At 51.8% G+C, this 22,517-nt stretch carries 18 protein-coding genes and 1 pseudogene; 10 read left to right on the forward strand and 9 right to left on the reverse strand.

The window, feature by feature from the left end:
• The first annotated feature begins 162 nt into the window (after nt 1-162).
• From KO116_RS25700 to KO116_RS06495, 7 genes are all read left to right on the forward strand, one after another.
• Complete coding sequence (locus KO116_RS25700) at nt 163-462, forward strand: type IIL restriction-modification enzyme MmeI (protein ID WP_235272513.1); 300 nt, start codon at nt 163-165, stop codon at nt 460-462.
• The gene (locus KO116_RS06470; protein WP_235272514.1) at nt 443-2,908 is read left to right on the forward strand and encodes a class I SAM-dependent DNA methyltransferase; all 2,466 of its coding nucleotides are present in this window, start codon (nt 443-445) and stop codon (nt 2,906-2,908) included. The genes KO116_RS25700 and KO116_RS06470 overlap by 20 nt, the downstream gene beginning before the upstream one ends.
• On the forward strand, nt 2,908-3,840 hold the full coding sequence (locus KO116_RS06475; RefSeq protein ID WP_052703733.1) for a hypothetical protein: 933 nt from the start codon (nt 2,908-2,910) through the stop codon (nt 3,838-3,840). Before KO116_RS06470 ends, KO116_RS06475 begins: the two co-directional genes overlap by 1 nt.
• Complete coding sequence (locus KO116_RS06480; RefSeq protein WP_035565255.1) at nt 3,837-4,088, forward strand: hypothetical protein; 252 nt, start codon at nt 3,837-3,839, stop codon at nt 4,086-4,088. The genes KO116_RS06475 and KO116_RS06480 overlap by 4 nt, the downstream gene beginning before the upstream one ends.
• Before the next feature lie 241 nt (nt 4,089-4,329).
• Nucleotides 4,330-6,318 carry a DEAD/DEAH box helicase gene (locus tag KO116_RS06485; protein ID WP_235272515.1) on the forward strand — a complete coding sequence of 663 codons (1,989 nt, stop codon included), beginning with the start codon at nt 4,330-4,332 and terminating at the stop codon, nt 6,316-6,318.
• Complete coding sequence (locus tag KO116_RS06490) at nt 6,311-7,510, forward strand: GIY-YIG nuclease family protein (protein WP_035565260.1); 1,200 nt, start codon at nt 6,311-6,313, stop codon at nt 7,508-7,510. The genes KO116_RS06485 and KO116_RS06490 overlap by 8 nt, the downstream gene beginning before the upstream one ends.
• 62 nt (nt 7,511-7,572) lie before the next feature.
• Nucleotides 7,573-8,751 carry a hypothetical protein gene (locus KO116_RS06495; RefSeq protein ID WP_045812086.1) on the forward strand — a complete coding sequence of 393 codons (1,179 nt, stop codon included), beginning with the start codon at nt 7,573-7,575 and terminating at the stop codon, nt 8,749-8,751.
• Here the strand turns inward: KO116_RS06495 and KO116_RS06500 are convergent.
• Complete coding sequence (locus tag KO116_RS06500) at nt 8,741-9,946, reverse strand: IS256 family transposase (RefSeq protein ID WP_035565815.1); 1,206 nt, start codon at nt 9,944-9,946, stop codon at nt 8,741-8,743. The two genes, KO116_RS06495 and KO116_RS06500, sit on opposite strands and share 11 nt — an antisense overlap.
• 349 nt (nt 9,947-10,295) lie before the next feature.
• On the opposite strand from KO116_RS06500, the gene KO116_RS06505 reads away from it, so the two are divergent.
• Nucleotides 10,296-10,712: a DUF6088 family protein gene (locus tag KO116_RS06505; RefSeq protein WP_035559793.1), complete on the forward strand. Its 417-nt coding sequence runs from the start codon at nt 10,296-10,298 to the stop codon at nt 10,710-10,712.
• A 45-nt stretch (nt 10,713-10,757) separates the two neighbouring features.
• Here the strand turns inward: KO116_RS06505 and nadS are convergent, their stop codons facing one another.
• The 4 genes from nadS to KO116_RS06525 form a co-directional block, all read right to left on the reverse strand.
• Nucleotides 10,758-11,042, reverse strand: a complete 285-nt coding sequence (nadS, locus tag KO116_RS06510) for a NadS family protein (protein ID WP_035559794.1) — start codon at nt 11,040-11,042, stop codon at nt 10,758-10,760.
• Nucleotides 11,039-11,377, reverse strand: coding sequence for a type II toxin-antitoxin system RelE/ParE family toxin (locus KO116_RS06515; protein WP_035559796.1), 339 nt, complete (start codon nt 11,375-11,377; stop codon nt 11,039-11,041). Before KO116_RS06515 ends, nadS begins: the two co-directional genes overlap by 4 nt.
• Before the next feature lie 481 nt (nt 11,378-11,858).
• Nucleotides 11,859-12,428: a Crp/Fnr family transcriptional regulator gene (locus KO116_RS06520; RefSeq protein WP_235272516.1), complete on the reverse strand. Its 570-nt coding sequence runs from the start codon at nt 12,426-12,428 to the stop codon at nt 11,859-11,861.
• Nucleotides 12,429-12,835: 407 nt separating this feature from the next.
• Nucleotides 12,836-13,555 (reverse strand): Crp/Fnr family transcriptional regulator, encoded by a 720-nt coding sequence (locus tag KO116_RS06525; RefSeq protein ID WP_035559797.1) that lies wholly within the window; start codon nt 13,553-13,555, stop codon nt 12,836-12,838.
• 566 nt (nt 13,556-14,121) lie between these two features.
• Between KO116_RS06525 and KO116_RS06530 the strand changes: the two genes are divergently transcribed.
• Nucleotides 14,122-16,185, forward strand: a complete 2,064-nt coding sequence (locus KO116_RS06530) for a TonB-dependent siderophore receptor (protein ID WP_035559799.1) — start codon at nt 14,122-14,124, stop codon at nt 16,183-16,185.
• 89 nt (nt 16,186-16,274) lie between these two features.
• On the opposite strand, the gene KO116_RS06535 is transcribed toward KO116_RS06530, so the two are convergent.
• Nucleotides 16,275-17,114 carry an ABC transporter ATP-binding protein gene (locus KO116_RS06535; RefSeq protein WP_035559802.1) on the reverse strand — a complete coding sequence of 280 codons (840 nt, stop codon included), beginning with the start codon at nt 17,112-17,114 and terminating at the stop codon, nt 16,275-16,277.
• A gap of 215 nt (nt 17,115-17,329) precedes the next feature.
• On the opposite strand from KO116_RS06535, the pseudogene KO116_RS06540 reads away from it, so the two are divergent.
• A pseudogene (locus KO116_RS06540) lies at nt 17,330-19,468 on the forward strand (TonB-dependent receptor).
• 70 nt (nt 19,469-19,538) lie between these two features.
• Here the strand turns inward: KO116_RS06540 and KO116_RS06545 are convergent.
• Genes KO116_RS06545 through KO116_RS06555 form a run of 3 tightly spaced genes read right to left on the reverse strand, consistent with a single transcriptional unit; the run spans nt 19,539 to nt 22,515 of the window.
• Complete coding sequence (locus KO116_RS06545; protein ID WP_035559805.1) at nt 19,539-20,576, reverse strand: FecCD family ABC transporter permease; 1,038 nt, start codon at nt 20,574-20,576, stop codon at nt 19,539-19,541.
• Nucleotides 20,573-21,577: a FecCD family ABC transporter permease gene (locus KO116_RS06550; RefSeq protein WP_035559808.1), complete on the reverse strand. Its 1,005-nt coding sequence runs from the start codon at nt 21,575-21,577 to the stop codon at nt 20,573-20,575. Before KO116_RS06550 ends, KO116_RS06545 begins: the two co-directional genes overlap by 4 nt.
• Complete coding sequence (locus KO116_RS06555) at nt 21,571-22,515, reverse strand: ABC transporter substrate-binding protein (RefSeq protein WP_374730574.1); 945 nt, start codon at nt 22,513-22,515, stop codon at nt 21,571-21,573. Before KO116_RS06555 ends, KO116_RS06550 begins: the two co-directional genes overlap by 7 nt.
• Between the last annotated feature and the right edge of the window lie 2 nt (nt 22,516-22,517).

Below are 22,517 nucleotides of genomic sequence, written 5' to 3' on the forward strand. Positions count from 1 at the left end.
TACTGTGGATGGCAGTACTTAGCTGCTGCGCTTATTTTTATTTGCGATTAATGTTCTTAGCCCAATGGAACTATGCAGCCTGCATTTAGCTATTGCTGCTGAACGGCTTAGCAACGAGAAATACAGCACTCGCTTTAAGGCGAACAGGATAAATGGCACTCCATGAACGCAGTTGAAATCGAATCCGCCATCTCTGAATTAGCACAACAGCCGTTTAATCCGGCTGAATTCCCCTATGCTTTTTTGGAAGCCTTTGGCAACAAGCCGACTACCATCAGCCGGCTGCGCTCGGGTCATTCCAATAAGTCTGATGCGGGTGGCGTTCTGCAGACGAATAATATCCATATCGCTGTGGCGGACGCCGGAGCCGTTACCCAAACCCTAGCCGCTCTGAAGGCTAGCCCAGCCACTGCCAGCCACTGCACGTGCCAAGGCCAAATTCGTGCTCGCCACAGATGGTGAGACGCTGGAGGCCGAAGAACTGGAAAGTGGCGAGACGGTTGTCTGCTCCTATGAGTCATTCCCTGACCACTTTGGTGTTTTTCTACCACTGGCGGGAATAACCGCTTTTAAGCAGGTGCGTGAGAAGACCTTTGATATTCGTGCAACCAGTCGCCTGAATCGGTTGTATGTAGAGCTATTGAAAGATAACCCAAGCTGGGGCTCGGAAGAGCGGCGCCAAGAGATGAATCACTTCATGGCAAGGCTGATTTTCTGTTTTTTTGCTGAAGCCACAAGCATCTTCGATGGCACTCGCCTGTTTACCAATACTGTTGCAAAAATGAGCGACAGAGATTCCGCTAATACCCATGAAGTGGTTAGCGAAATCTTCCGAGCCATGAATACCAAACAGGCCGAACGTGCGGCGGCTAGTATTCCCCGTTGGGTAGATGAAGGCTTCCCCTATGTGAACGGTGGGTTGTTTTCAGGCAACGTGGAAGTGCCGCGCTTCAGCAAAATTGCCCGTTCCTACTTGCTACATATCGGCAGTCTGGACTGGACCCAGATCAATCCTGACATTTTTGGGTCCATGATTCAGGCAGTAGCGGACGAAGAAGAGCGTAGTGAACTGGGGATGCACTACACTAGCGTGCCGAATATCTTAAAAGTGCTGAACCCACTATTCTTGGACGACCTGCGCGAGAAATTGGAAGAAACTGGCGACAACACACGTAAGTTACTCAACTTGCGCAACCGCATGGCCAAAATCAGGGTGTTCGACCCGGCCTGTGGCTCGGGCAACTTCCTAGTTATCGCCTACAAACAGATGCGGGCCATCGAGGCTGGGATTAACCAGTGCCGGGGAGAGCCTAATCGACCCACGGAGATCCCTCTAACTAATTTTCGTGGTGTTGAGCTGCGAAACTTTTCGGCGGAGGTAGCCCGCCTAGCCTTGATTATTGCTGAATATCAGTGTGATCTCATGTATCGCGGCCAGAAGCTGGCATTAGCCGAGTTTCTTCCTCTGGACTCACAGAATTGGATCACTTGTGGTAATGCACTGCGGTTGGATTGGTTTAGCATCTGCCCGCCTACCGGAACAGGCGTGAAATACCAAGCTGATGATTTGTTTGAAATCCCGCTGAATCAGGCTCAGATTGATTTTGAGAATGAAGGTGGAGAAACATATATTTGTGGTAACCCTCCCTATCTTGGCGCGAAGAAAAAGAGCAAAGCGCAATCAGATGAAATGGCCGCAGTAGGGCTATCCAAAGCTCAGCTTCTAGATTACGTCGCTGCATTTATTGTTAAAGGCTTGGATATGGTCCATCGCACTGATTGCAGTATGGCTTTGGTTTCCACAAGCTCAATTTGTCAGGGAGAGCAGGTTGCTTTGCTGTGGCCTAAAATTTTTGATAAAGCAGCTGTAGACTTTGCTTATCGGCCTTTTAAATGGGCGAATTCAGCGGCAAATAATGCAGGTGTCTACTGTACAATTATTGGACTATCAAAAACTGAAAAGCGGCCAAAACGCCTCTTTTCTGAAAGCAGCATTAAGCTTTGCGAAAGCATTTCTCCATACTTGGTTTCAGGGCCAAAAGTTATTTGCACTCCTCAGGATAAGCCAATATCAAACCTTGCCAAGATGAAAATGGGAAGTAATGCAGTCGATGGAAAGAAACTTATTCTTGAACATAGCGATAGGTCAAAAATAATTGCTGAATGGCCTGGTGCAGCTAAATTTATCAATAGGTATGGCGGTACAAAGGAATTGGTGTCAGGCACGCATCGTTGGTGTGTTTGGGTAGATGAGGAGAACGTCGAGGAGGCGCTTAAAATACCACCAATTTCTGAAATTATTAATGAGTGTAGAACTTACCGACTTAGTGCAGGTCGGGACGCTAAAAAGGCTGCTAGAAAGCCACACGCTTTCTGTTATTCAACCTACGAGGATGCAGACTTTATCCAAGTGGGAAACACGATTGGAAACTCTTTAGCTTATGTTCCTGTTGAAATTCGTAAGCGTGGATTTGTCTCAAACCATAACGCATTCACCATATACGGAACTCCCTTAGTTGAGTTCTCTGTTATTGCTTCTTCTTTGCATCGTGTATGGGCAGAAACAGTTTCCGGACGCTTAGGTAACGGAACACGTTATGGAAATACTGTCGTATACAATACTTTTCCTCTTCCTGTCCTCACTGAAAAGAACCGCGCCGACTTGAAGCGCTGTGCCGAGAATATTTTGCTGGCTCGCGAAGCGCACTTTCCGGCCACCATTGCTGACCTCTACGATCCTGAAAAAATGCCCGACAATCTGCGTGAAGCCCATGAGCGCAATGATGAGGTGTTGGAGCGTATCTACATCGGGCGTCGCTTCAAAAACGATACGGAGCGCTTGGAAAAGCTGTTTGAGCTGTATACCAAGATGACCGACGAACAAAAGCCGGGTAAGGGTGACAGCTGATGAAGGAACAGATAGCGGAAGGCCAAAAAAATCGAAAGTGTTCACTCCACGTACTCGTTCTCGAGACTAATCCGGAGCTACCCCTCAGTGAAGAGGAATTTCAAAGTCTGAAGCAAGCAAAAAGCTGCTTGAACTCCGCCATTGCACTTGAGGAAAACTATGATTTATTACTTGGCAATTATCGTGAGCTTGAGCTAGAGGCTATGTCTGCGGCAGTTTCTAATATGACGGCAGGCAGGCACGGCTATAATGATTTTTTTGAGATCCGTACCAGCATTAATCGCCGAGTCGTCAACCTCCTCTCAGCTACGCGCATGTACTTAGATCAATACCCGCAACTCTTAAAAAAAGTGGGGGCTGAACCAAAATCGGCTAAGGAAGTTGCTTCCACAGCTTACGATACTTTTTTTGAGTATCGCTTTATGGAGGCCTTGCGCAACCATGCACAGCATGCAGGTTTAGCGGTGCATGGTGTGACAATGGGAATGAGTTGGCTACCCCCAAGCGATCCAAAGCAATTGCAGTTTTCCATCATTCCTTATGCTTTAAAGTCAGCTTTAGAAGAGGAGCCGGCATTTAAGAGAGCTGTATTGGATCAGTGCTCCGAGCAAGTGGACATCATTTCGGCTGCACGTATCCATGTTGGCGGCATCAGCTCAGTGCATAAAAAGGTTCGAGAGCTCATCAAGCCTTTCGTACAAGAAGCACGTAGCTTATTTGAGGACGCTATTGCTCGCCATGAGGCTGAAGCAAAAGAACGCTATTCAGGACTTACAGCTATCGTAAAAGAAAATGGCGCGATTGTAGAAAAGATCTCCATTCTTTTGGATTGGGATGATATTCGCCAATTGTTGGTGAAAAAGAACCATCCTGTCGAAAATCTTGGAAAGCGATTCGTAACAAGCCAGTCCGTGAGGAGAGCTAACGAATGAGTGAAATAATTCTTTACACCTCTGAGGATGACCAAGCCCAACTACCTCTTCGGACAGAAGGAGGTTCCGCCTGGCTGAGTCAGCTAGAAATTGCTGAACTATTCCAGACTACCAAGCAGAACGTGTCCCTTCACGCCAAAAATATATTTGAATACGGGGAGTTACGCCATGATTCAGTTGTCCAGGAATCCTTGACAACTGTCGCAGACGGCAAGAACTATCGTACCAAGCGTTATGAGCCGTTATGAGCCGTTATGAGCCGTTATGAGCCGTTATGAGCCGTTATGATCCTTTATGGAAAATAAGAAACAGAATCAACGCCCTATGAGCTTTCTCAACTGTCAAGGAATGCTTGACAGTTGCAGAAGCAAGTTTTCAAGGAAGGGCTAAAGCGGCCCTGACAGGTATCGCATTATGACAAAGAGAGTACCCTCAGTTTCCGTCTCGTACGCCAGTAATGGCAGCTCTACCGCGTCCAATGAACTTGGCATGCGGCCCATGCAAGAGCGTGCCTACGAGCGGCGAGGTGAGCAATACCTGCTGATCAAGTCACCACCCGCATCGGGTAAAAGCCGCGCCCTAATGTTTATTGCGCTGGATAAGCTGCATAACCAGGGGCTGAAGCAGGCCATTATCGTGGTGCCAGAAAAATCTATCGGTTCCAGTTTTAATGACGAGCCGCTCAGCAATTACGGCTTCTGGGCTGATTGGCATGTAGAACCCAAATGGAACCTGTGCAACGCGCCGGGCACGGACAATGGCGGCAAGGTCAAATCTCTGGGCGCTTTTCTTGAAAGCAGCGACAAAGTGCTGGTTTGCACCCATGCTACGTTTCGTTTTGCGATTGATCAGTTTGGGTTAGCAGCTTTTGATGACCGCTTGATCGCCGTGGATGAGTTCCACCATGTTTCTGCAAATCCCGACAATAAGTTAGGTGCTCACTTGGGCGGCTTTATCAACCGCGATAAGGTGCACATCGTCGCGATGACCGGCTCCTACTTCCGCGGCGACACCGAGGCGGTGTTGGCCCCGCAGGATGAGTCGTGTTTTGATACGGTGACTTATACCTATTACGAGCAGCTCAACGGTTACGAGTACCTCAAACAGCTGGATATCGGCTACTACTTCTATTCTGGCTCTTACGCTGATGACATCCTCAAGGTGCTCGATCCTGCTGAGAAGACCATTCTTCATATCCCCAATGTTAATTCACGCGAGAGTTCCAAGGATAAGGTGCGTGAGGTTGAGCACATCATCGAGGAGCTAGGGGAGTGGCAGGGGACTGACCCAGTCACAGGTTTTCAATTGGTAAAAACACCAGAAGGTCGGCTGTTAAAAATTGCTGATTTGGTAGACGATGATTCAACCAAGCGTGAGCGTGTGTCGAGCGCACTGAAAGACCCCGCGCAGAAGCACAATCGTGACCATGTGGACATCATCATCGCGCTGGGAATGGCCAAAGAAGGATTTGACTGGATCTGGTGCGAACATGCGTTAACGGTGGGTTATCGTTCTAGCTTAACGGAGATCGTGCAGATTATTGGTCGCGCCACGCGGGATGCGCCGGGCAAGACACGGGCACGCTTCACGAATTTGATCGCCGAACCGGATGCGGCTGAACAGGCAGTGACCGAAGCCATTAACGATACCTTAAAAGCCATTGCTGCCAGCCTGCTGATGGAGCAAGTACTGGCACCACGCTTTGAGTTCAAGCCAAAGAACCCTACCAGCGGCCCGCAAGAAGGGTTCGACTACGGTGACGAGGGCTACGACCATAGCAAATGCAATGTGGGCGTTAACGAAGAAACCGGCAAGTATCAAATCGAAATTAAGGGGCTGGCAGAACCCAAAAGCGAAGAAGCCACCCGGATTTGCCAAGAAGACCTGAATGAGGTGATTACAGGCTTCGTGCAGGACAAGACCACCATTGAACGTGGCTTGTTTGATGAAGAACTGGTGCCCGAAGAGCTCACCCAGGTACGCATGGGCAAGATCATCAAGGAGCGCTACCCCAACCTGGACGAACAAGACCAAGAAGCTGTTCGCCAACACGCCATCGCAGCGCTCAACCTCACCCAGCAGGCTAAACTATTGCTGGCGGGTAGCGAGGCCGTTGATATTGGTAGCAATGAGCCAAAGCCGAACACAGCTTTAATAGCAGGGGTACGCAAGTACGCGATGGACGTGCGGGAGCTCGATATTGATTTGATTGATCGTATCAACCCCTTTAGCGAGGCCTACGCGATTCTGGCCAAGAGCATGAGTGAAGATAGCTTGAAGCAAGTAGCCGCCGTCATCTCTGGTAAACGTACCAACCTGTCACCAGATGAAGCCAAAGAGCTGGCGATGAGAGCGGTCAAATTCAAGAAAGAGCGAGGGCGTTTGCCTTCAATTAGCTCCCAAGATGCCTGGGAAAAACGCATGGCCGAAGGTGCTTCTGCATTCGTGCGCTTTAAAGATGAGGGGCGTTATGATTGACCTGGACGACTTGCGCGCCGAGCTAGATGAGTTAGCTCAACCCGAGAAAAAGAAAGGCCTTTCGGCACGTGAAGAGCGCATCATCGCGGGCTTTGAAGAGATTCAGCGCTTTGTCGATCAGCATGGCTGTGCCCCGCAGCACGGTGAAGGCAACGATATTTTTGAACGGCTCTATGCCGTGCGTCTTGATCGCATTCGTTCGCTTGAGGAGTGCCGAACCCTGGTGGAGCCCCTTGACCATCAAGGCTTGCTAGATGGCAACCGTGTCAGCGACGTTGATGCGACAGAGACGATGGACGATGACGCCTTGCTTACTGAGCTGTCTGGGATTTCCGGGGCGTCTGAGCTTACCGAGCTAAGGCATGTGCGCTCAAGCGCGGAGAAGCGTGCCGCTGAAGAGGTGGCGAATAGAGAGAAATGCGAAGACTTTGCAACCTACCAGCCGCTGTTTGAGCAAATAGAAAGCGAGCTGAAAAGTGGGCTAAGAACCACGCGACGATTCGGTAAGAACGCTACCATTGAGGTAGGGCAGTGGTTCATCGTGGATGGTCAAACGGCCTATGTGGCCGAGGAGGGTGAGGAGTTTGATTCACCCCAGGGCAAGAAAGATGCCCGACTGCGAGTGATTTTCTCTAACGGAACGGAAAGCAATCTGCTGCGCCTATCGTTAGTCAGAGCGCTTTACAAAGATGAAGCCAGCCGCCGAATTACCGAGCCAGATGCCGGGCCTCTGTTTGCTGAACAGCAGCCTAATGAAAACCGCTTTAGCGAAACTTGGGAAGAAGAAGACATAGAAAGCGGCACCATCTACGTGCTGCGGAGCCTGTCAGAACACCCGTTTGTGGCGGAACATCGAGAGCTGATCCACAAAATCGGCGTCACAGGTGGCAAGGTCGAAGCTCGCATAGCCAATGCCGCACACGATGCCACCTATCTACTGGCTGATGTTGAGGTAGTCGCCACTTACAAGCTGGCTGGTATTAACCGCCGCAAACTGGAAGCGCTTTTTCATTGCATCTTTGCCCCCGCACAGCTTGAGCTGACCATTCAAGATCGTTTTGGGCATCCGGTTAAGCCACGAGAGTGGTTTTTGGTGCCATTGCATGTGATTGATGAGGCGGTAAAGAGGATTCGAGATGGGTCGATTATGGGTTTGGTTTATGAGCCGGAAATCGCGCAGTTGATTAGCTAAACTAACAATAAAGCAGGGGCACAAGGTTATGAAAGCTGAGAATTGAGTGGAGCATCGTAGATATGGTTAAGAAGCTTTTGGAAGCCGACGAAAAGCGAATACCCTATGTGAAAGGTTTTTTGTTTTTTTATCCAACTCAACAGCTTTGCGTATTGCTGAATGCCCCAACGGCTCCTAAGCATGGGTACGAAGAGACACGAAAGCCTGGCTGGCTAACTTGGCGAACCTTTATAAAGTTTTTGAACCCTTCCAATATGAAGGAAATAAGGCCGAGCACCCAGGCTAAAATAGAGCGCATCCTAGAAGACAAGCCTGAGCTAAAGGCGCTCCGCCAAGACCCACAAGAACTTGAATTTCTTTGGCAGCCTTATAATGAATGGTCTGCCTTGATTGCGAGCAAATGTCTTCATGAAACCGTCAGCAAGGAGTATTGGCAGTCTCGAGTCGATGCGGAAAGAGATTTGATCAAAGAGTTACTCAATACGGTGGGTGCTCATAATAAATTGCGGGTTTTATTGGCGTGTAACCTCGCCTCCGAGCCGGGTTGCTTGCTGGTTCGACAAAATGTGGAGGGCCTACTGTCTATCGATCCGCCTAGCGGGAGCTTTGAGGCCTACCCTGAATTGATTCGTTTCCGTCTGTGCGCTTTCTCGTCTATGTTGCTTCGCTTTGCAGCATGGCTAGTTGCCGAATGGGAATACTTGACTGGTAGCCACAAAGGGAGAGTGCCGCTCGAGACATTCCTGCCGAAGTTCTGCCCTCAAGTAGGCGAGTGGAGCAATCCAGTTTCGTCCTTCCTAGATTACATAGCGGCCAATTCCGGTTGCCCACCGAATAGTACAACTAGCGCTTTTCTGGGCAAGTTGTGGGCAGAACATGAATACTTGAAAGACGATGAAGGTAGCGGCCGAGGAGAGGATATCGCTTCGAAGCAAAAGCTACTAAGAAACTGGATAGGGAAAGATAGTGGACGTCCCGAGCATTCCTCCATCAAGGGTTTAACGGAAGCAGTGGCTTATACACAAGCTTCACCCAGCGATCATGCAATTGATGCCATAGCGATAGGTTATACCAGGGCCTTTATTTTTCTTGAAACATGCAGGGAGTTTAGAGCATTTCTTAGTACGCATGAGTTACCCAACCCCATGATCGAAGAGATATTCTCTGTGTATGGTGCGGAGTATAAAAAAGCGTCGAGGGTGTTCAAAACTCTGTGTCAGCCAACCAGCCTTATAGGCTGATGTGATGTTCCAAGCGCCCTGGGAAGTGGATGGCCATCTGTGACAGCGTCAAGTTCCAGTTCTGCACGGGGTGCGTCCAGCGCTCAGAGGCCTTGAGTATACCGGCATAGAGCAGCTTGAGTAAGCTGTTCTCATTGGCGAAGCCGCCCTTGGTCTTGGTGAGCTTGCGGAACTGGCGGTGTACGGCTTCCACCGCGTTGGTGGTGTAAATCGCCTTGCGCACGTAATCGGGGTATTTGAAGTAGGCTGAGAGCGTGGGCCACTTGTCCCGCCAGGACTTGATAACCATGGGATATTTATCACCCCACTTGGCTTCCAGGTCATCAAGCGCAAGTTCGGCGGCATTGAGCGTGGCAGCCTTGTAGACGGCTTTCAGGTCGGCCATAAAGGCCTTCTGGTTTTTCGAGGCAATGTACTTCATCGAGTTCCGGATCTGGTGAATGATACAGTGCTGGATCTCGGTGTCGGGGTAAATCGACTCAATGGCTTCGGGGAAGCCCTTCAGTCCATCGATACAGGCAATCAGGATGTCTTTGACGCCCCGGTTGTAGAGGTCCGTGAGTACACTGAGCCAGTGGTGAGCACCTTCCTGGTCCGAGAGGTAGAGGCCGAGCAGTTCTTTCTTGCCCTCGATGTTCAGGCCAAGGAGCGTGTAGATCGCTTTGCTGACGTAGCGACCATTCTCTTTGATTTTGTAGTGAATGGCGTCGAGCCAGACAATGGGGTAAATAGCTTCCAGGTCACGCTCACGCCAGGCTTGCAGCTCCGGTAGCAGTTTGTCGGTGACGGCGTTGATGGTGCCGTTGGAGAGCGAAACACCATACAGCTCGGCGATGTGCGTACGGATGTCCTGATAGCTGTTACCGAGTGCGAACAGGGCAATGATTTTACGTTCCAGTTCGTCAGTAAGGTGGGTCTGGTGCTTCTTGACGATCTGGGGCTCGAAGGAGCCGGTCCGGTCTCTCGGTGCGTCCAGCTCAAAGCTGCCAGTCGGCCCTTTCATGGTCTTGCGACTGGAACCGTTCTTGCGGTTGGCTGTGTCCTCCGAGGCTAGATGGGCCTCCAGCTCACCTTGCATGGCGGCTTCGGTGAGTTGCTTGATCAACGGGGTCAGGATACCGTCTTTGCCGGTGAGGTCTTTGCCCTCACGCAGAGCTTGAAGTGCGGCATCCATATCGAACATAGGTTTGGTCATAAGTCATCTCTTTTCGGTTCAGTCTAAAGAAATGACACAGAATTCTGAACACTACCAAAGCGTCACAGGCTATAGCCGAAGCGAGGGGCGGCTAGTTGCCGCCCCCTGCCTGTCTCATCATTAGATAAGGTCTTCCCAACCATCTGGACGTTCGTCCTCTCCTCGAGACTGCCAGTATGCGTCGTTTTCGGGATCTAACTGTCGGCTGCGGTTGTCATCATCATGCTTGGCCATGTGAGCCTCCTTATTTGGTCCCGCCACCATGGCGGGCCTTGCTTATGTTGCTATAGACGAGACGGAAAACAGAGGAATTCGGCGGGAAAAAACTCAAATTGGCTAAGCGTGTTACATGACCATTCAAACGCTTGAGTCCCGCATTCGTGAAAAAATTCGCAAAAGTCGGCGAATGGTATTTCTACGTGATGATTTCGCTGCACTGGGTGGTTATGACCAAGTTGGCCCTGTGCTTCGACAATTGGAGGCGCAGGGACGATTAGTACGTATTGGTAAGGGGCTATACGCCAAAGCGCGCCCAAACCGTATTACGGGCAAACCAATGATTGCAGCGCCTGGTGGCTTTGACCAGGCTGCCAAAGAGGCATTGAACCGTCTAGGGGTGCAGTGGGAGCCAGCCAGTGCAGAAAAAGCTTATCAGGCGGGCCGCACACAAATTCCGGCGCGGGTAGTGGTCAAAGTAAAAGGCCGATTTAATCGGCAGATTGCCTACGGCAAACACCACTTGAGTATCGAGCGATATTCTTCATGAATATTAACTAGATATTGACACTGCATTCGTCCTGCAAAAAAAGCGCTAATGCGAAGCAAGTTCGTTGAAAAAAGCAGGGTTGTCCTGAATCGTTGCCAATACCTTAGCGGCTAGCCCTGTAGGGTTACGGCGCTTGGTTTCCCAGCTTTTGATGGTGTCAACACTGGTTCCCATAGCTTTAGCAAACTCCGTCTGGGAGACGTGTAGCTTGGCGCGGATCGCTTTTACATCGGCCACTTCATGGCGTGTGATGCGGCTGGCCTGCGCTTTACCTTGTTTGATCTCAACGGCTTCCTGCAGTGATGATTGCAGTTCGTCAAAAATGCTCATTTGGAAACCTCCCCCTTCAATTGGTGGGTCAGTGTTTTCAGTGCGGCCTTTTCAGCGGGCGTTAAGCTGTCCTTGACGCTCTTGGGGTAGGCCAGTATCAGATAGATTCTCTCTGCCGTTGCCAAAAAGTAGATAACCCTGGCACCGCCGCTCTTGCCTTGGTTGCCCAACGCCATGCGTATTTTGCGCAGCCCTCCCGTGCCCTGAATCAGGTCGCCTTTGTCGGGTTGAGCAATCAGGGTGCGCTGCAACTCCTTTAATTCGTCGTCTGTCGCAATTGCCTGAATCTGGCGGGTGAACGTCGGGGTTTCGATAAATTCAATCGCATGACTCACGTTAGGGCACTTCCTTTAGCCAGTGCGTATTTTAGTGTACATAGTACATTTTTGGTTATCAATTATCGACCCTATATTTTGCTGTGGCTGGCAGTAATTTGGTTGTCACGTGGTTGTTATTTGGCTGTTAACAGGGTGAAAACCGTGTGAGTAATGTAAACCATGGAATATCTTAACTTATTGAAAAGTCTTCGTTTACGCATTGCAGGTGCGATCCCAAAGTTTGTTTGGTTGCACTCATAATCCCTTGGTCGTAGGTTCAAGTCCTACTGGGCCCACCACTTTTCAATGACTTATCCTCGCTTTATCCCCTCCTCGCTGTACTTTTCATCAAAGTGGCAACCAAGTGTCAACCGAATATCTTCGGGCCGTACGTGACGGCTTCCGTCAAATGATCAGGGGTGACTTGTGCATAATGCCTGTTCATTTGACGATGATCTTTTTTGAAAACCCGCCATAGCGGGTTTTTATCTTTAGTGTTTTACAAGTTCCAAGGGGAATTGCACGGACAAGTCGAGTATGAGAGCTGATGTAATTTAGCCAACTCCATCACGGTTATAAAAACCGGCAGCATTTTGGTATAGAGCGCGCAATCGACGCTATAGCATTCGCAGGACGCTTCAATCAGGCCCGGCCGATCAATCACTTTGATCGCGCCGCGTTGATAACGAATCAAGCCACGCGCCTGCAGGGCTATCGCCGCCAGTATCATACCCGCCCGTCTTACGCCGAGCATTATGGTTAGAAATTTATGGGTTAACTGCAGTTGGTCCGTTTCGGCGCGGTCTTGGGTCATCAGTAGCCACCGGGCTAGGCGCGCTTCAATGCGGTGGAAATGATTACAGGTCGAAGAGGTGGCCAGTTGATTCATTACCACATAGAGATATCGCTTCAGGCGCTGATGTAATACCGGGCTATGCAAGAGAAGCCGCTGAAAGCTGTCCGCGGTGAGGCGTAGGGCTGAACCTGAACCTTGTACCAGAGCGAGCAGTGGGGTCTCTTCGACGCCGAGCACCAGGGAGCTACCGAGCATACCTTCACGGCCCGCCATCGCTACCTCTAATCGGTGGTTATTAACAATGACGATAATCAGGGAAATAAAACTGTCGATTGGGAAGTAAATGTGGGTAATAGGTTCCTGGGCTGGAGGAGCACTTCGCCAAACTGCAGCTCAACGCTTTCACACGCCGTCATAAACGCATTCCGTTCGATAGCCGGAAGCCCTGCAAGCAGTTGGTTGGCATTTGGAACGTTTAAAATAGACGTCATGTGCCTCTCCGGTTATAGGAACCTGGCAAACGGCATAATGACGTTATCTATCATTTTGATGTCGGCTGCAGATAGGCCGTCATTGCTCGCTGACGAACTGTCTGCATATTAACAGTGAGTCAATTAAGGTCGGCACGCTAGCGTACATAGCGGGATAATGCCTGTTTTAAAAGGGATGCTGCCTTTTATTCACATCACATTATGGTGATTTAACAGACGGTAGTATTCATCTTTGACAACGGCATAGCACTCGCAAACCCGTGCCTCTAGTCCTGGTCGGTCAATAACCTTGATACGCCCACGGTTGTAAGAGATAAGACCGGCTCGCTGAAGTTTGCCCGCCGATTCAGTGACTCCCTCACGACGAACGCCCAGCATGTTGGCAATCAGCTCTTGCGTCATGACCAATTCATCGCCCGGTAGGCGGTCAAGGCTGAGGAGTAGCCAGCGACATAGCTGCTGGTCAACGCTGTGGTGGCGATTGCATACCGCCGTTTGAGCCATCTGTGTTAGCAGAGCTTGGGTGTAGCGGAGCAGCAGCCGTTGCATGGGGCCAGCGCGGTAGAATTCGTTCTTGAGTAGTTGGCCTTTAAGGCGGTACGCCAGCCCAGCACTTTGAACAATCGCTCGACTGGGTGTGGTCTCACCGCCCATGAACAGTGATACGCCAACAACCCCTTCATGGCCGACAACAGCGATTTCTGTAGAGGCGCCGTTTTCCATTACACACAGCAACGAGACGATGGAATCCAGCGGAAAATAGACATACTTCATTTGCTGCCCAGACTCAGACAGCGATTGGCCTAATGTTAGCGTTACCCTTTCTAAATGGGGTAATAAACGTGAAAGCTCCTCTTCCGGCAGCAGACCTAGCAGGGCATTCTGCTGGAAATTGCTAAGTTCAAGCATTGAATCTCTTCCCCCTTTGCTGGCTATCGCTCAGCTTCTAATACACATCGCCTGTGTAGAATGCTCGTTTTCAAGTACTTTTTCCTGATATCTCAAGTCGTTAAACATCATGCCGCTAAATATAAAGTGGCGATAGGCAAACTCTGTACACTGACGCACATAAGGAAGCTTGGTAAGTATCGAAAATGCGAGCCGTATCAATAAAGCTTAGACGGTAAAGGATTTTTCTCATCCCGTGTTCGCCAGTGTACAGTCACTTTTGAATATACGCTTTAGGGTACCTATGAGTGTGGCAGCGGATATGCCTAAGCAGGATGTTGCACTTCGCGCCGCAGGGAACGCGGCGTCTCTCTTCTCAAATTTCGATTGCCATCAGACTCGTGGCAGTCGAGATACATGATTGATTTTCCCTTGCACTTGATTGATCCATTATTAGAAACCACTCAAAATTCCCGCCGCGAAGCATTGATCAAAACAACTCAATAGCGCTATCATAAATGCTAATAACAACTATTATCATGATATTTATTCTGCTTCTTGTCGCTAATTCTAACTGAGTCCTGCCCATGCCTCGTCTGCCGTTTGCTCGTCGCCCCTTGGCGCGCTCAATATCCGCGCTGATCCCCGTTACCGCGGTGCTCCTTTGCACATCTGCCTATGCTCAGGAAGAGACTACTTCCAATGATACCGTGGTAGTAACTGCTACCGCGCTGAAGGTGGACACGCCGCTGGTAGAAACGCCGCGCCCGGTTTCGAGCGTTGACCGTGAAGAGTTAGAAACCCGTAACGTTCAGCAGTTAGATGAATCGTTCCGTTATCGGGCGGGCGTTTTGTCGGGCCACTATGGTAGCGATAACAATACCGATTGGTTCAAGGTTCGTGGTTTTGATCAGTCTACTTATCAAGATGGTCTACGGATCTACCGTGAAGGGTTCTATCAGTGGCTACCCGAGCCTTATGGCCTTGAACGGGTGGATGTCTTTAAAGGGCCCTCATCGATTCTCTACGGCGAGGCGCCTCCTGGTGGCTTGATCAATGCGGTTAGCAAACGCCCTACCGAAACTCCCCAAGGGGAAGTTAATTTGCAGCTTGGTAACCGCAACCATCGCCAAGTAGGGATTGATACCAGCGGGCCGTTGGGTGAGTCAGATGATGTACGCTATCGCCTAGTGGGTCTCTACAAAGAGCGGGATGGCGATTTAGACTCCACGGATAACGAACGCTACTACTTTGCGCCAAGCCTAGCGGTTGATTTTAGCGAAGATACGACTGTTACCTTTTTAGCCAGCGTGCAAAAAGATGACGGCGTTCCGGTTAACGGATTTAAACTACCCTACGGCACCGTACAAGATACACCTTTCGGCCGGGTCGACCCTCAGACCAATTTGAGCGAGCCAGGCTACGATAAGGATACGCGGACTCAGTGGGGGTTAGGCTATGAGCTTCGTCATGACCTTAATGACACCTGGGCATTTGAACAAGATTTACGCTATAGCGAGTTAGATCTTGAGCTGCGCAGCACCTATGCGCTTTTTATGGTCGATGATCGCCGTGCTTCAAGAGGGTTGGTATATCGTGACGGTTCTATCGATAGCTGGACCGTCGATAATCGCATGGTAGGTACCTGGTACGGTGATCGCACTGAGAACACATTACTGCTGGGCGTTGATTATCAGAACCTAAGCCTGCGTGGTCAGGAAGGGGACGACTACGCGTTCGGTGAGCCGATTGACATTTTTAACCCAACCTACGGCAACTTTACGCCAATCGCCCAGGAAGATCTGTTAACACGAGAAATCGATAAAGAGCAGACTGGTTTATATGCTCAAAATCAGCTTCGTATCGATGACCGTTGGGTGCTGTTGGGCGGCGTACGCTATGACCAAGCCGAAACTGATAACCGTAACGTAACGGCGGGATCGACTCAGCGTTCAGATGATGATCAAGTTTCTTGGTCAGGCGGTGCAATGTATCTGGGTGAAAACGGTGTAAACCCTTATATCAGCTATACCGAGTCGTTTGACCCAGTCGGTCGCGTTGACAGCGCTGGTGATCTTTACGACCCCCGTGAAGGTCGTCAGTGGGAAGCCGGCGTTAAGGTAGCTCCCTTTGGTTGGGATGGTTACGTAACGGCGGCGTTATTTGATTTGGAAGAAAGCAATACGCTGGTTAACTCTCCAGCAGGCTTCCAGGTGCAAGAAGGTGAACGCACCTCGCAGGGCTTTGAGTTGGAAGGCGTTGGCTATCTAACCGATGCGTTAAAAGTTACGGCAGCTTACACCTATACAGATTCTCGCTTAGAAGACGATGATCGCGCGCCGTTAATCCCGCGTCATCAAGCCTCTACCTGGCTGGATTATGCCTTTACCGGCGGTGCATTGAATGGCATTACTCTTGGCGGTGGTGTGCGTTATGTAGGCAGCACCGTTGATACCAGCGTCGCGGACAACACAGAAGTGGATAGTTATACGCTGGTTGATGCGATGGTGGGCTATGAGTTTGCCGAGGGTTGGGAAGCTCAGGTCAACGTTAATAACCTCACCGATAAAGAGTACGTAGCAAGCTGTGAATACTGGTGCTACTACGGCGAATCCCGCAGCGTGATTGGCAGCGTGAAATACAGCTGGTAAGGCGTTAATGTTCTAAAGGCCCGGCCTATTGCCGGGCTTTTTTGTGCTTGAGTGAATTCCTCTCACCTTGGCTCACCTGCACAGCGTTGCTAAACAACCACCCCTGGCTCGCTGGCGGCTTGGCGCCGTTTAAGCGGCACACAAATCGGGCTGCCGCTTTCGGGGTCTTGGATCACATGGGCATCCAGGTCGAATACGCGATTGAGATTGGTTGTGGTAAAGACTTCGCTAGGCCCGCCGCTGGTGACGATACGGCCATCGCACATCATCACTAACTGATCAGCGTAGGCAGCAGCCAAGTTGAGGTCGTGGAGTACCAGTAGCAGGGTGCGGCCTTTCTCATGGGCTAGGCGCGAGAGTAGCTCTAGCAAATCTACCTGTACCTTCAGATCCAGAAACGTCGTGGGCTCATCAAGCAGAATCAGGTCGGTTTGCTGGGCCAGCACCATGGCAATCCAGCAGCGCTGGCGCTGGCCGCCGGAAAGAGCGTCTACGTAGCGATCAGCAAATTCAGTCACATGGGTAAAGGCCATCGCTTCGCGAATGGCATCGGCGTCCTGCTGAGCATTTTTCTGCCATAACCCCTGATGCGGAAATCTTCCCATCCCCACTAACTGCTTTACGCTCAGCCCTTCGGGCGCTACCGGGCCCTGGGGCAGAATCCCCAAGCGCTTGGCGACCTCCCGCGTCTTGCTGCGATGGATATCCTTGCCGTCCAAATACACATTCCCGCCAGTGGGTGTGAGTGTGCGCGCAAGGGTTTTTAGCAGCGTCGACTTGCCACTCCCATTGGGCCCCAGCAGCACGGTGAGCTTGCCTTCCTCAATCGCGATGTCGACACCATCCAGTACACGTCGATTGTCGTAGCCTGCGTGCAGCGCTTCGCCCTTTAAGCGAGGTGGCTGATGGGGATGGGAAGAGTGGGCCATGGATGTGCTCATAGGGTTATTAAAACAGGCAGAACCGTAAGCTAAAATATTCTCATTTTCAATATTTGCGACTGTCAAGTCAGCAATTTAACGAACGGTTCGCTCCAGTTGAGTAGACCTTTGTGTTCTCATACGTATAAAATAATCATTATCATTTAGATGTAGATTACGTTTTGAAGAAAAGGTTCATTCAAAAGCAAGGGGATAAAAACTAGATGTACACTAAGAAACGTCAGGTATTTTGGCCTACGGTGACACTCGCAGGTTTGGTAGCTGCCAGTCACGCTTATGGACAGGAGTCTGCTTCCACAGAACCGCAAAGTGGCGCCAGTGATACCGACTCGACCATGGTGGTCACGGCCAGCCGTAGCCATAGCGAAGCGGGCCAAACGCCGCAGCGGGTTACGATCATTACCCGTGAACAGATCGAGCAGCAGCTGGCGATTACTGATGACCCAGGCCAGGTGCTCAGTAACCTTATTCCCTCTTACTCTCCCAGCCGACAAAAGCTCTCGAACGGGGGCGAAACATTCCGCGGCCGCGATGCCCTGTTCCTGATTGACGGAGTACCGCAGTCCAACCCTTTGCGCGACAGCGCGCGGGATAGCTATACCATTGACCTTTCCATGGTTGAGCGTATTGAAGTAATCCACGGCGCCAGCGCCGAGCATGGTTTGGGCGCTACGGGTGGCTTGATCAACCTGGTGACCCGGCGTGCCGAGGGCGGAGGCATTAGCCAGCACGCAGGCATTAGCCTGACCATGGATGATGATCTCCAGTCGGATGGGTTGGGCCACAAGCTGGACTACCGCATTAGCGGCCAGCAAGGCGACTGGGATTTCGTTGCCGCAGCGACACGTCAGGAGCGTGGGCTCTTTTACGATGGTAACGATGAGGTTGTCGGTATCGCCTAACCAGGCGAGCTGCAAAACTCGGAAAGCTACGATCTTTTCGGCAAACTGGGTTATTGGATCGACGACAACCAGAATATTGAGGCCTCGATTAACCACTTCGATTTGGAAGAGGGTAACGACTACGTGCCGGTAGCAGGAGACCGTTCCGCTGGTATTCCGACCACGGCGCGCAAAGGCAGCCGTGACGGCGAGCCTGGATTTAATGAAGTGACCTCGGCGCGGCTTGCATACTCCCACGCGGATTGGTTTGGTAACGAGCTGGATGCCCAGGTCTATCACCAGCGCTTTCGTGCCCGCTTCGCCACCACCCCGTATTTCCCCTATCTGGATAGCGCGGGGGATACCCAATACGACCAAACGCGCAATGAGTCCGATAAACAGGGGGCCAAATTCACCTTGAACCGAGATGGCATGCTGGACGACCGTTTAGGTGTGACGGTGGGTTTGGATGTGCTGGAAGATGAGACAAGACAGATGCTGGTGCATACCGGGCGCACCTATGTGCCGGAAAGCCGCTATCGTAATGTGGCGCCTTTCCTGCAGGGCCAGTTTAAGCTCGCGGAGCCGCTCACACTGCACGCAGGGGTGCGTCACGAGCATGCTGAGCTTGAGGTGGACACCTTTCAGACCATTGACCGCAGCAACGTTACTCAAGACAACGTTACCGTTGATGGTGGCAATCCAAGCTACGATGAGACGCTGTATAACGTCGGCTTAACCTATCAAGCCACCGATTGGGCACAGCTGTATGCCAACTACTCGGAAGGGTTTGGCATGCCCGACGTGGGACGGGTGCTGCGGGGTATTAGCACGGCGGGCCAGGATGTGGATACCCTGCTGCAACTTCAGCCTATCGTGACCGATAACCGGGAAATCGGCGCGCGTTTTGACTGGGATGGCTACGGGCTAGAGATCAGCTACTACGAGTCCAACTCGGATTACGGCCAGCGGCTTACCGAGCAGAATGGCACCTGGGTAGGTAGCCGGGAGAAGACTGAGATTCAAGGTGTTGAGGTTACCGGCGACATGCAGGTGGCGGATAAGCACGATCTATCGCTTTCTTATGCCCACACCGAGGGCGAATCGGATCAGGATGGCGACGGCAGCGTAGACACCAAGCTCACCGGCATCAATATTGCCCCGGATACGCTCAAGCTGGGCTGGAGTGCTACCTGGAATGACCGCGTCTCTACGCGCTTACAGGGTAGTTACTACTTTGATCGCAGCGTCGATAATCCTGAGCTTGATTTTGACGGATACGGCCTAGTAGATGCTTCTCTAGCTTATCGCCTGCCCACCGGTAGGGTGTCAGTAGGTATCGAAAACCTAACCGATGAAGACTACATCACCTACTACTCCCAAGCCGCACGCATCAGCGACGAGTACTACTTCACTGGGCGAGGCCGCACCTTCACGCTGGGGTATCAGCTAGATTTCTAATTAACCGCTTTCTATGCTCGTTACTGTTTGGCGGTGTCTTTGGGGCGCCGCTTTTTTTCGTCAATTCGCTTTAAAAGCGAGCTCGCGATTTATGCAGTAAATAAACGAAGAAGGGCGCGCCTATCCCGGCAACAAAGATGCCCGCAGGTAAATCTTTGGGCAAAAACGCTACCCGACCCAGCAGGTCTGCGTACAGCACAATCAAGGCGCCAACCAGCGCTGATGCAGGCACCAAGCGGGCTAGGTTGCGCCCCACCAGCTTGGCCGCCAAGTGGGGCGCAATTAAGCCTACAAAGCTTAAGCCGCCGGCAAACGCCACGGCGGCCCCGGCCAGTGCCACGCTGCAGGCCAGCAATGCCAATCTGCTGCGCAGAATCGCCACCCCAAGCCCTTCGGCAACGCTATCACCTAGGGCCATGGCATCCGCATGGCGGGCGAATAGTAGGCTAATAGGCACCGCGACGACTAGCCACGGCAATAGCCCCCACACATCGTTCCATTGTGCCGCATAAAGGCTACCGGTGAGCCATACATAGGCGGTCATGGCGGCAGAGTCATCGCTGATCACGATTAACAGGGTGGTGCCAGCGCCCATGGCCGCGGCCAGGCCAATGCCGACTAGCACCATGCGCGATGGGCTAATGCCGCTTTTCCAAGCAAGGCTAACTACCAGCAATGCAGAAACCAGTGCTCCCAGCATGGCCGCAACGGGCAGCCAGTGGATGCTCAGTGTCGAGCTGAGCAGCGACAGGAACACCACTGCCGCCAGCGCCGCTCCGCTGGTAATGCCGATCACATCCGGTGACGCCAGCGGGTTACGCACGATGCTTTGCAGAATCGCGCCTGCTATCGCCAGGGCGGCGCCGACCAGTATCGCCAGCGCAATGCGTGGCAGCCGCAGCTCCCAAATAATAAAGGCAATATCGCTACTCTGTGGGGCCGCCAGCGTGTTTAGCACCTGCAGAGGTGGCGTAGGAAAACTGCCTAAACAGAGCGACAGCCCGGCGCTTGCTAGCAATAAAAAGCTTAGTATCAGCAGGCGACGCAGTAAGCGATGACTGTCGCTGTTTACTACGCTGTTGAGGGTTAACGTAGCGTCTGCTCTCATTGGCCAGCCATTTTGCATCGTGCCAGATAGATAAAGAAGGGCGTGCCGATCAGCGCAGTCATCACGCCGACCGGGATCTCCTGGGGTGGCATTAAAAAGCGCGAGCCCAGATCGGCCAGCAGCAGCAAACAGGCACCCAAGAGCGCGCAGGCCGGCAGCAGCCAGCGATGGTCAATGCCAAATATTCCCCGTGCCATGTGGGGCACAATCAGGCCGACAAAACCAATCATGCCCGCCAGTGCCACGGAGCTACCCGCTAGCACAATCACAATTAGCCCGAGCAGCAGCTTGATGGTGGTGGCCTGCATGCCGAGCCCGGTGACCATGTCATCCCCTAACAAAAGGGCATTGGCGTGACGTACCAGCAGTGCGCTGAGTAGCAGTGCTGCGCCAAAAAGTGGCAGTAAGGGCGCTACTAATGAAAGATCGCGCCCCGACACCGAGCCTGCCAGCCAGTAGAGCACGCTTTCAAAACTTTGCTGATCAATCACCAACAGCCCCTGGCTGAATGACACAAACATCGCCGTTACCGCCACGCCTGCCAGCACAACCCGTAGTGGGGAAAGTTCGCCATGAGACCCTCGGCTGAGCAAAACTACCAGTATGGCCGCAACGAGTGCGCCCAGAAGGGCTGCCCAAATGTAGTGAGCGGGGGTGTGCAGCGGTAGCAAGGAGACCGCGACCACCACAAAAAACATTGCACCAGCGTTAATGCCCAAAATGCCCGGTGACGCCAACGGGTTGCGCGTCATGGTCTGCATCAGTGCGCCGGCAATTGCCAAGCTAGCACCCACCAGCGCGGCAACCACCGCACGGGGTAAGCGTTCAGTTAAAAGAATGATGTGGGCGATGTTGGTAGGATCATAATGGGTGAGCGAACGGAACAGAGAAGAGAGAGCGATCTCCGTTGTGCCTAACATAACGCTGGCAAAGAAAGCGCCTAGCGCCACCAGCGCGCCGAGAAGCAGGCCAAGAGTTTTTGCAGCGGCGCTGTTTAACATGAAGCAGGCTTCCCATGATCTGAGGAGCGAGTCAGGCAAGCTTGATGCTGCGCCGCGCCGGGCTGCAACAACCCATATCGGCTATATAAATCATCCAGCATAGCGTTGGCCGCCAATATGCCGCCGCCCATCATCCAACTGACCGGATCAACTTCAAATACGCGCCCGCTTTGTACCGCTGAGAGTTGTTGCCAGAGAGGGTGGGAGGCCCAGTGCTGGTAATTATCCGCTATCGCAGGGTCATCTGGCTCAAGCAGAATAAACAGGGCATCGGCATCCAGCACCGGAATGTTTTCAGTACTGGAAAGCTTCATTCCCCAACGCTGGCTTTGCAGTGTCTCCGGTTGCTCAAAGCCCAGCTCCTTGAGAATCGAGCCTGCAAAGCCGCTGGTATAGATACGTACGTGGTCGCTTTTAAAACGCACCACGGCCACTTTTTGCGGCCAATCACTGCCGAGCTTGACGGCAATTTGCTGGCGAAAATCGACAACGCGTGCGTCCCAGTGCTGTAGTAACTCACGGGCTTCAGCCTCGCGATCCGTAGCATTAGCCACCATCGTGAGCGTAGTTTTGAAGTTAAACACCGTAGGCGCTGATACCGTGGGGGCAATAGCGTTAAGTAGCGGTGCTATTTGCGCGTGACGAAAGTCGCTGGCAATGACCAGGTCAGGATTAAGCCATGCAATCTTTTCCAGGTTCGGTTGAGTTTCCAGTCCCACATGCTCGACGCTATCAAGCGCATCACGCAGATAGCGGTACATGGGCTTTTCCAGCCAGGAATCGACCACGCCAATAGGCGTCAGTCCAAGGGCGACGGCGCTATCGGTTGCGCCCTGGTAGAGCGTTACAATGCTTGGCGGCTCAGGTGGGCTGTTCGGCGTGTCCGCAGCCGCTATAAAAGAAGTGAGCGCTGTCACCGTTAACAGCAACACACTCATTA

It is taken from the genome of Halomonas sp. KO116 (assembly GCF_000734975.2).
Lineage (GTDB): Bacteria > Pseudomonadota > Gammaproteobacteria > Pseudomonadales > Halomonadaceae > Vreelandella > Vreelandella glaciei.

Excerpts from the sequence above, each read along its gene's own strand:
- KO116_RS06475 (WP_052703733.1), top strand. The coding sequence starts at position 2,908 with ATGAAGGAACAGATAGCGGAAGGCCAAAAAAATCGAAAGTGTTCACTC.
- KO116_RS06550 (WP_035559808.1), bottom strand. The coding sequence starts at position 21,577 with ATGTTAAACAGCGCCGCTGCAAAAACTCTTGGCCTGCTTCTCGGCGCG.
- nadS (WP_035559794.1), bottom strand. The coding sequence starts at position 11,042 with ATGAGCATTTTTGACGAACTGCAATCATCACTGCAGGAAGCCGTTGAG.
- KO116_RS06490 (WP_035565260.1), top strand. The coding sequence starts at position 6,311 with ATGATTGACCTGGACGACTTGCGCGCCGAGCTAGATGAGTTAGCTCAA.
- KO116_RS06555 (WP_374730574.1), bottom strand. The coding sequence starts at position 22,515 with ATGAGTGTGTTGCTGTTAACGGTGACAGCGCTCACTTCTTTTATAGCG.
- KO116_RS06530 (WP_035559799.1), top strand. The coding sequence starts at position 14,122 with ATGCCTCGTCTGCCGTTTGCTCGTCGCCCCTTGGCGCGCTCAATATCC.
- KO116_RS06545 (WP_035559805.1), bottom strand. The coding sequence starts at position 20,576 with ATGAGAGCAGACGCTACGTTAACCCTCAACAGCGTAGTAAACAGCGAC.
- KO116_RS06520 (WP_235272516.1), bottom strand. The coding sequence starts at position 12,428 with ATGGCGGGCCGTGAAGGTATGCTCGGTAGCTCCCTGGTGCTCGGCGTC.
- KO116_RS06480 (WP_035565255.1), top strand. The coding sequence starts at position 3,837 with ATGAGTGAAATAATTCTTTACACCTCTGAGGATGACCAAGCCCAACTA.
- KO116_RS06525 (WP_035559797.1), bottom strand. The coding sequence starts at position 13,555 with ATGCTTGAACTTAGCAATTTCCAGCAGAATGCCCTGCTAGGTCTGCTG.
- KO116_RS06505 (WP_035559793.1), top strand. The coding sequence starts at position 10,296 with ATGACCATTCAAACGCTTGAGTCCCGCATTCGTGAAAAAATTCGCAAA.
- KO116_RS25700 (WP_235272513.1), top strand. The coding sequence starts at position 163 with ATGAACGCAGTTGAAATCGAATCCGCCATCTCTGAATTAGCACAACAG.
- KO116_RS06535 (WP_035559802.1), bottom strand. The coding sequence starts at position 17,114 with ATGGCCCACTCTTCCCATCCCCATCAGCCACCTCGCTTAAAGGGCGAA.
- KO116_RS06495 (WP_045812086.1), top strand. The coding sequence starts at position 7,573 with ATGGTTAAGAAGCTTTTGGAAGCCGACGAAAAGCGAATACCCTATGTG.
- KO116_RS06500 (WP_035565815.1), bottom strand. The coding sequence starts at position 9,946 with ATGACCAAACCTATGTTCGATATGGATGCCGCACTTCAAGCTCTGCGT.
- KO116_RS06485 (WP_235272515.1), top strand. The coding sequence starts at position 4,330 with ATGCGGCCCATGCAAGAGCGTGCCTACGAGCGGCGAGGTGAGCAATAC.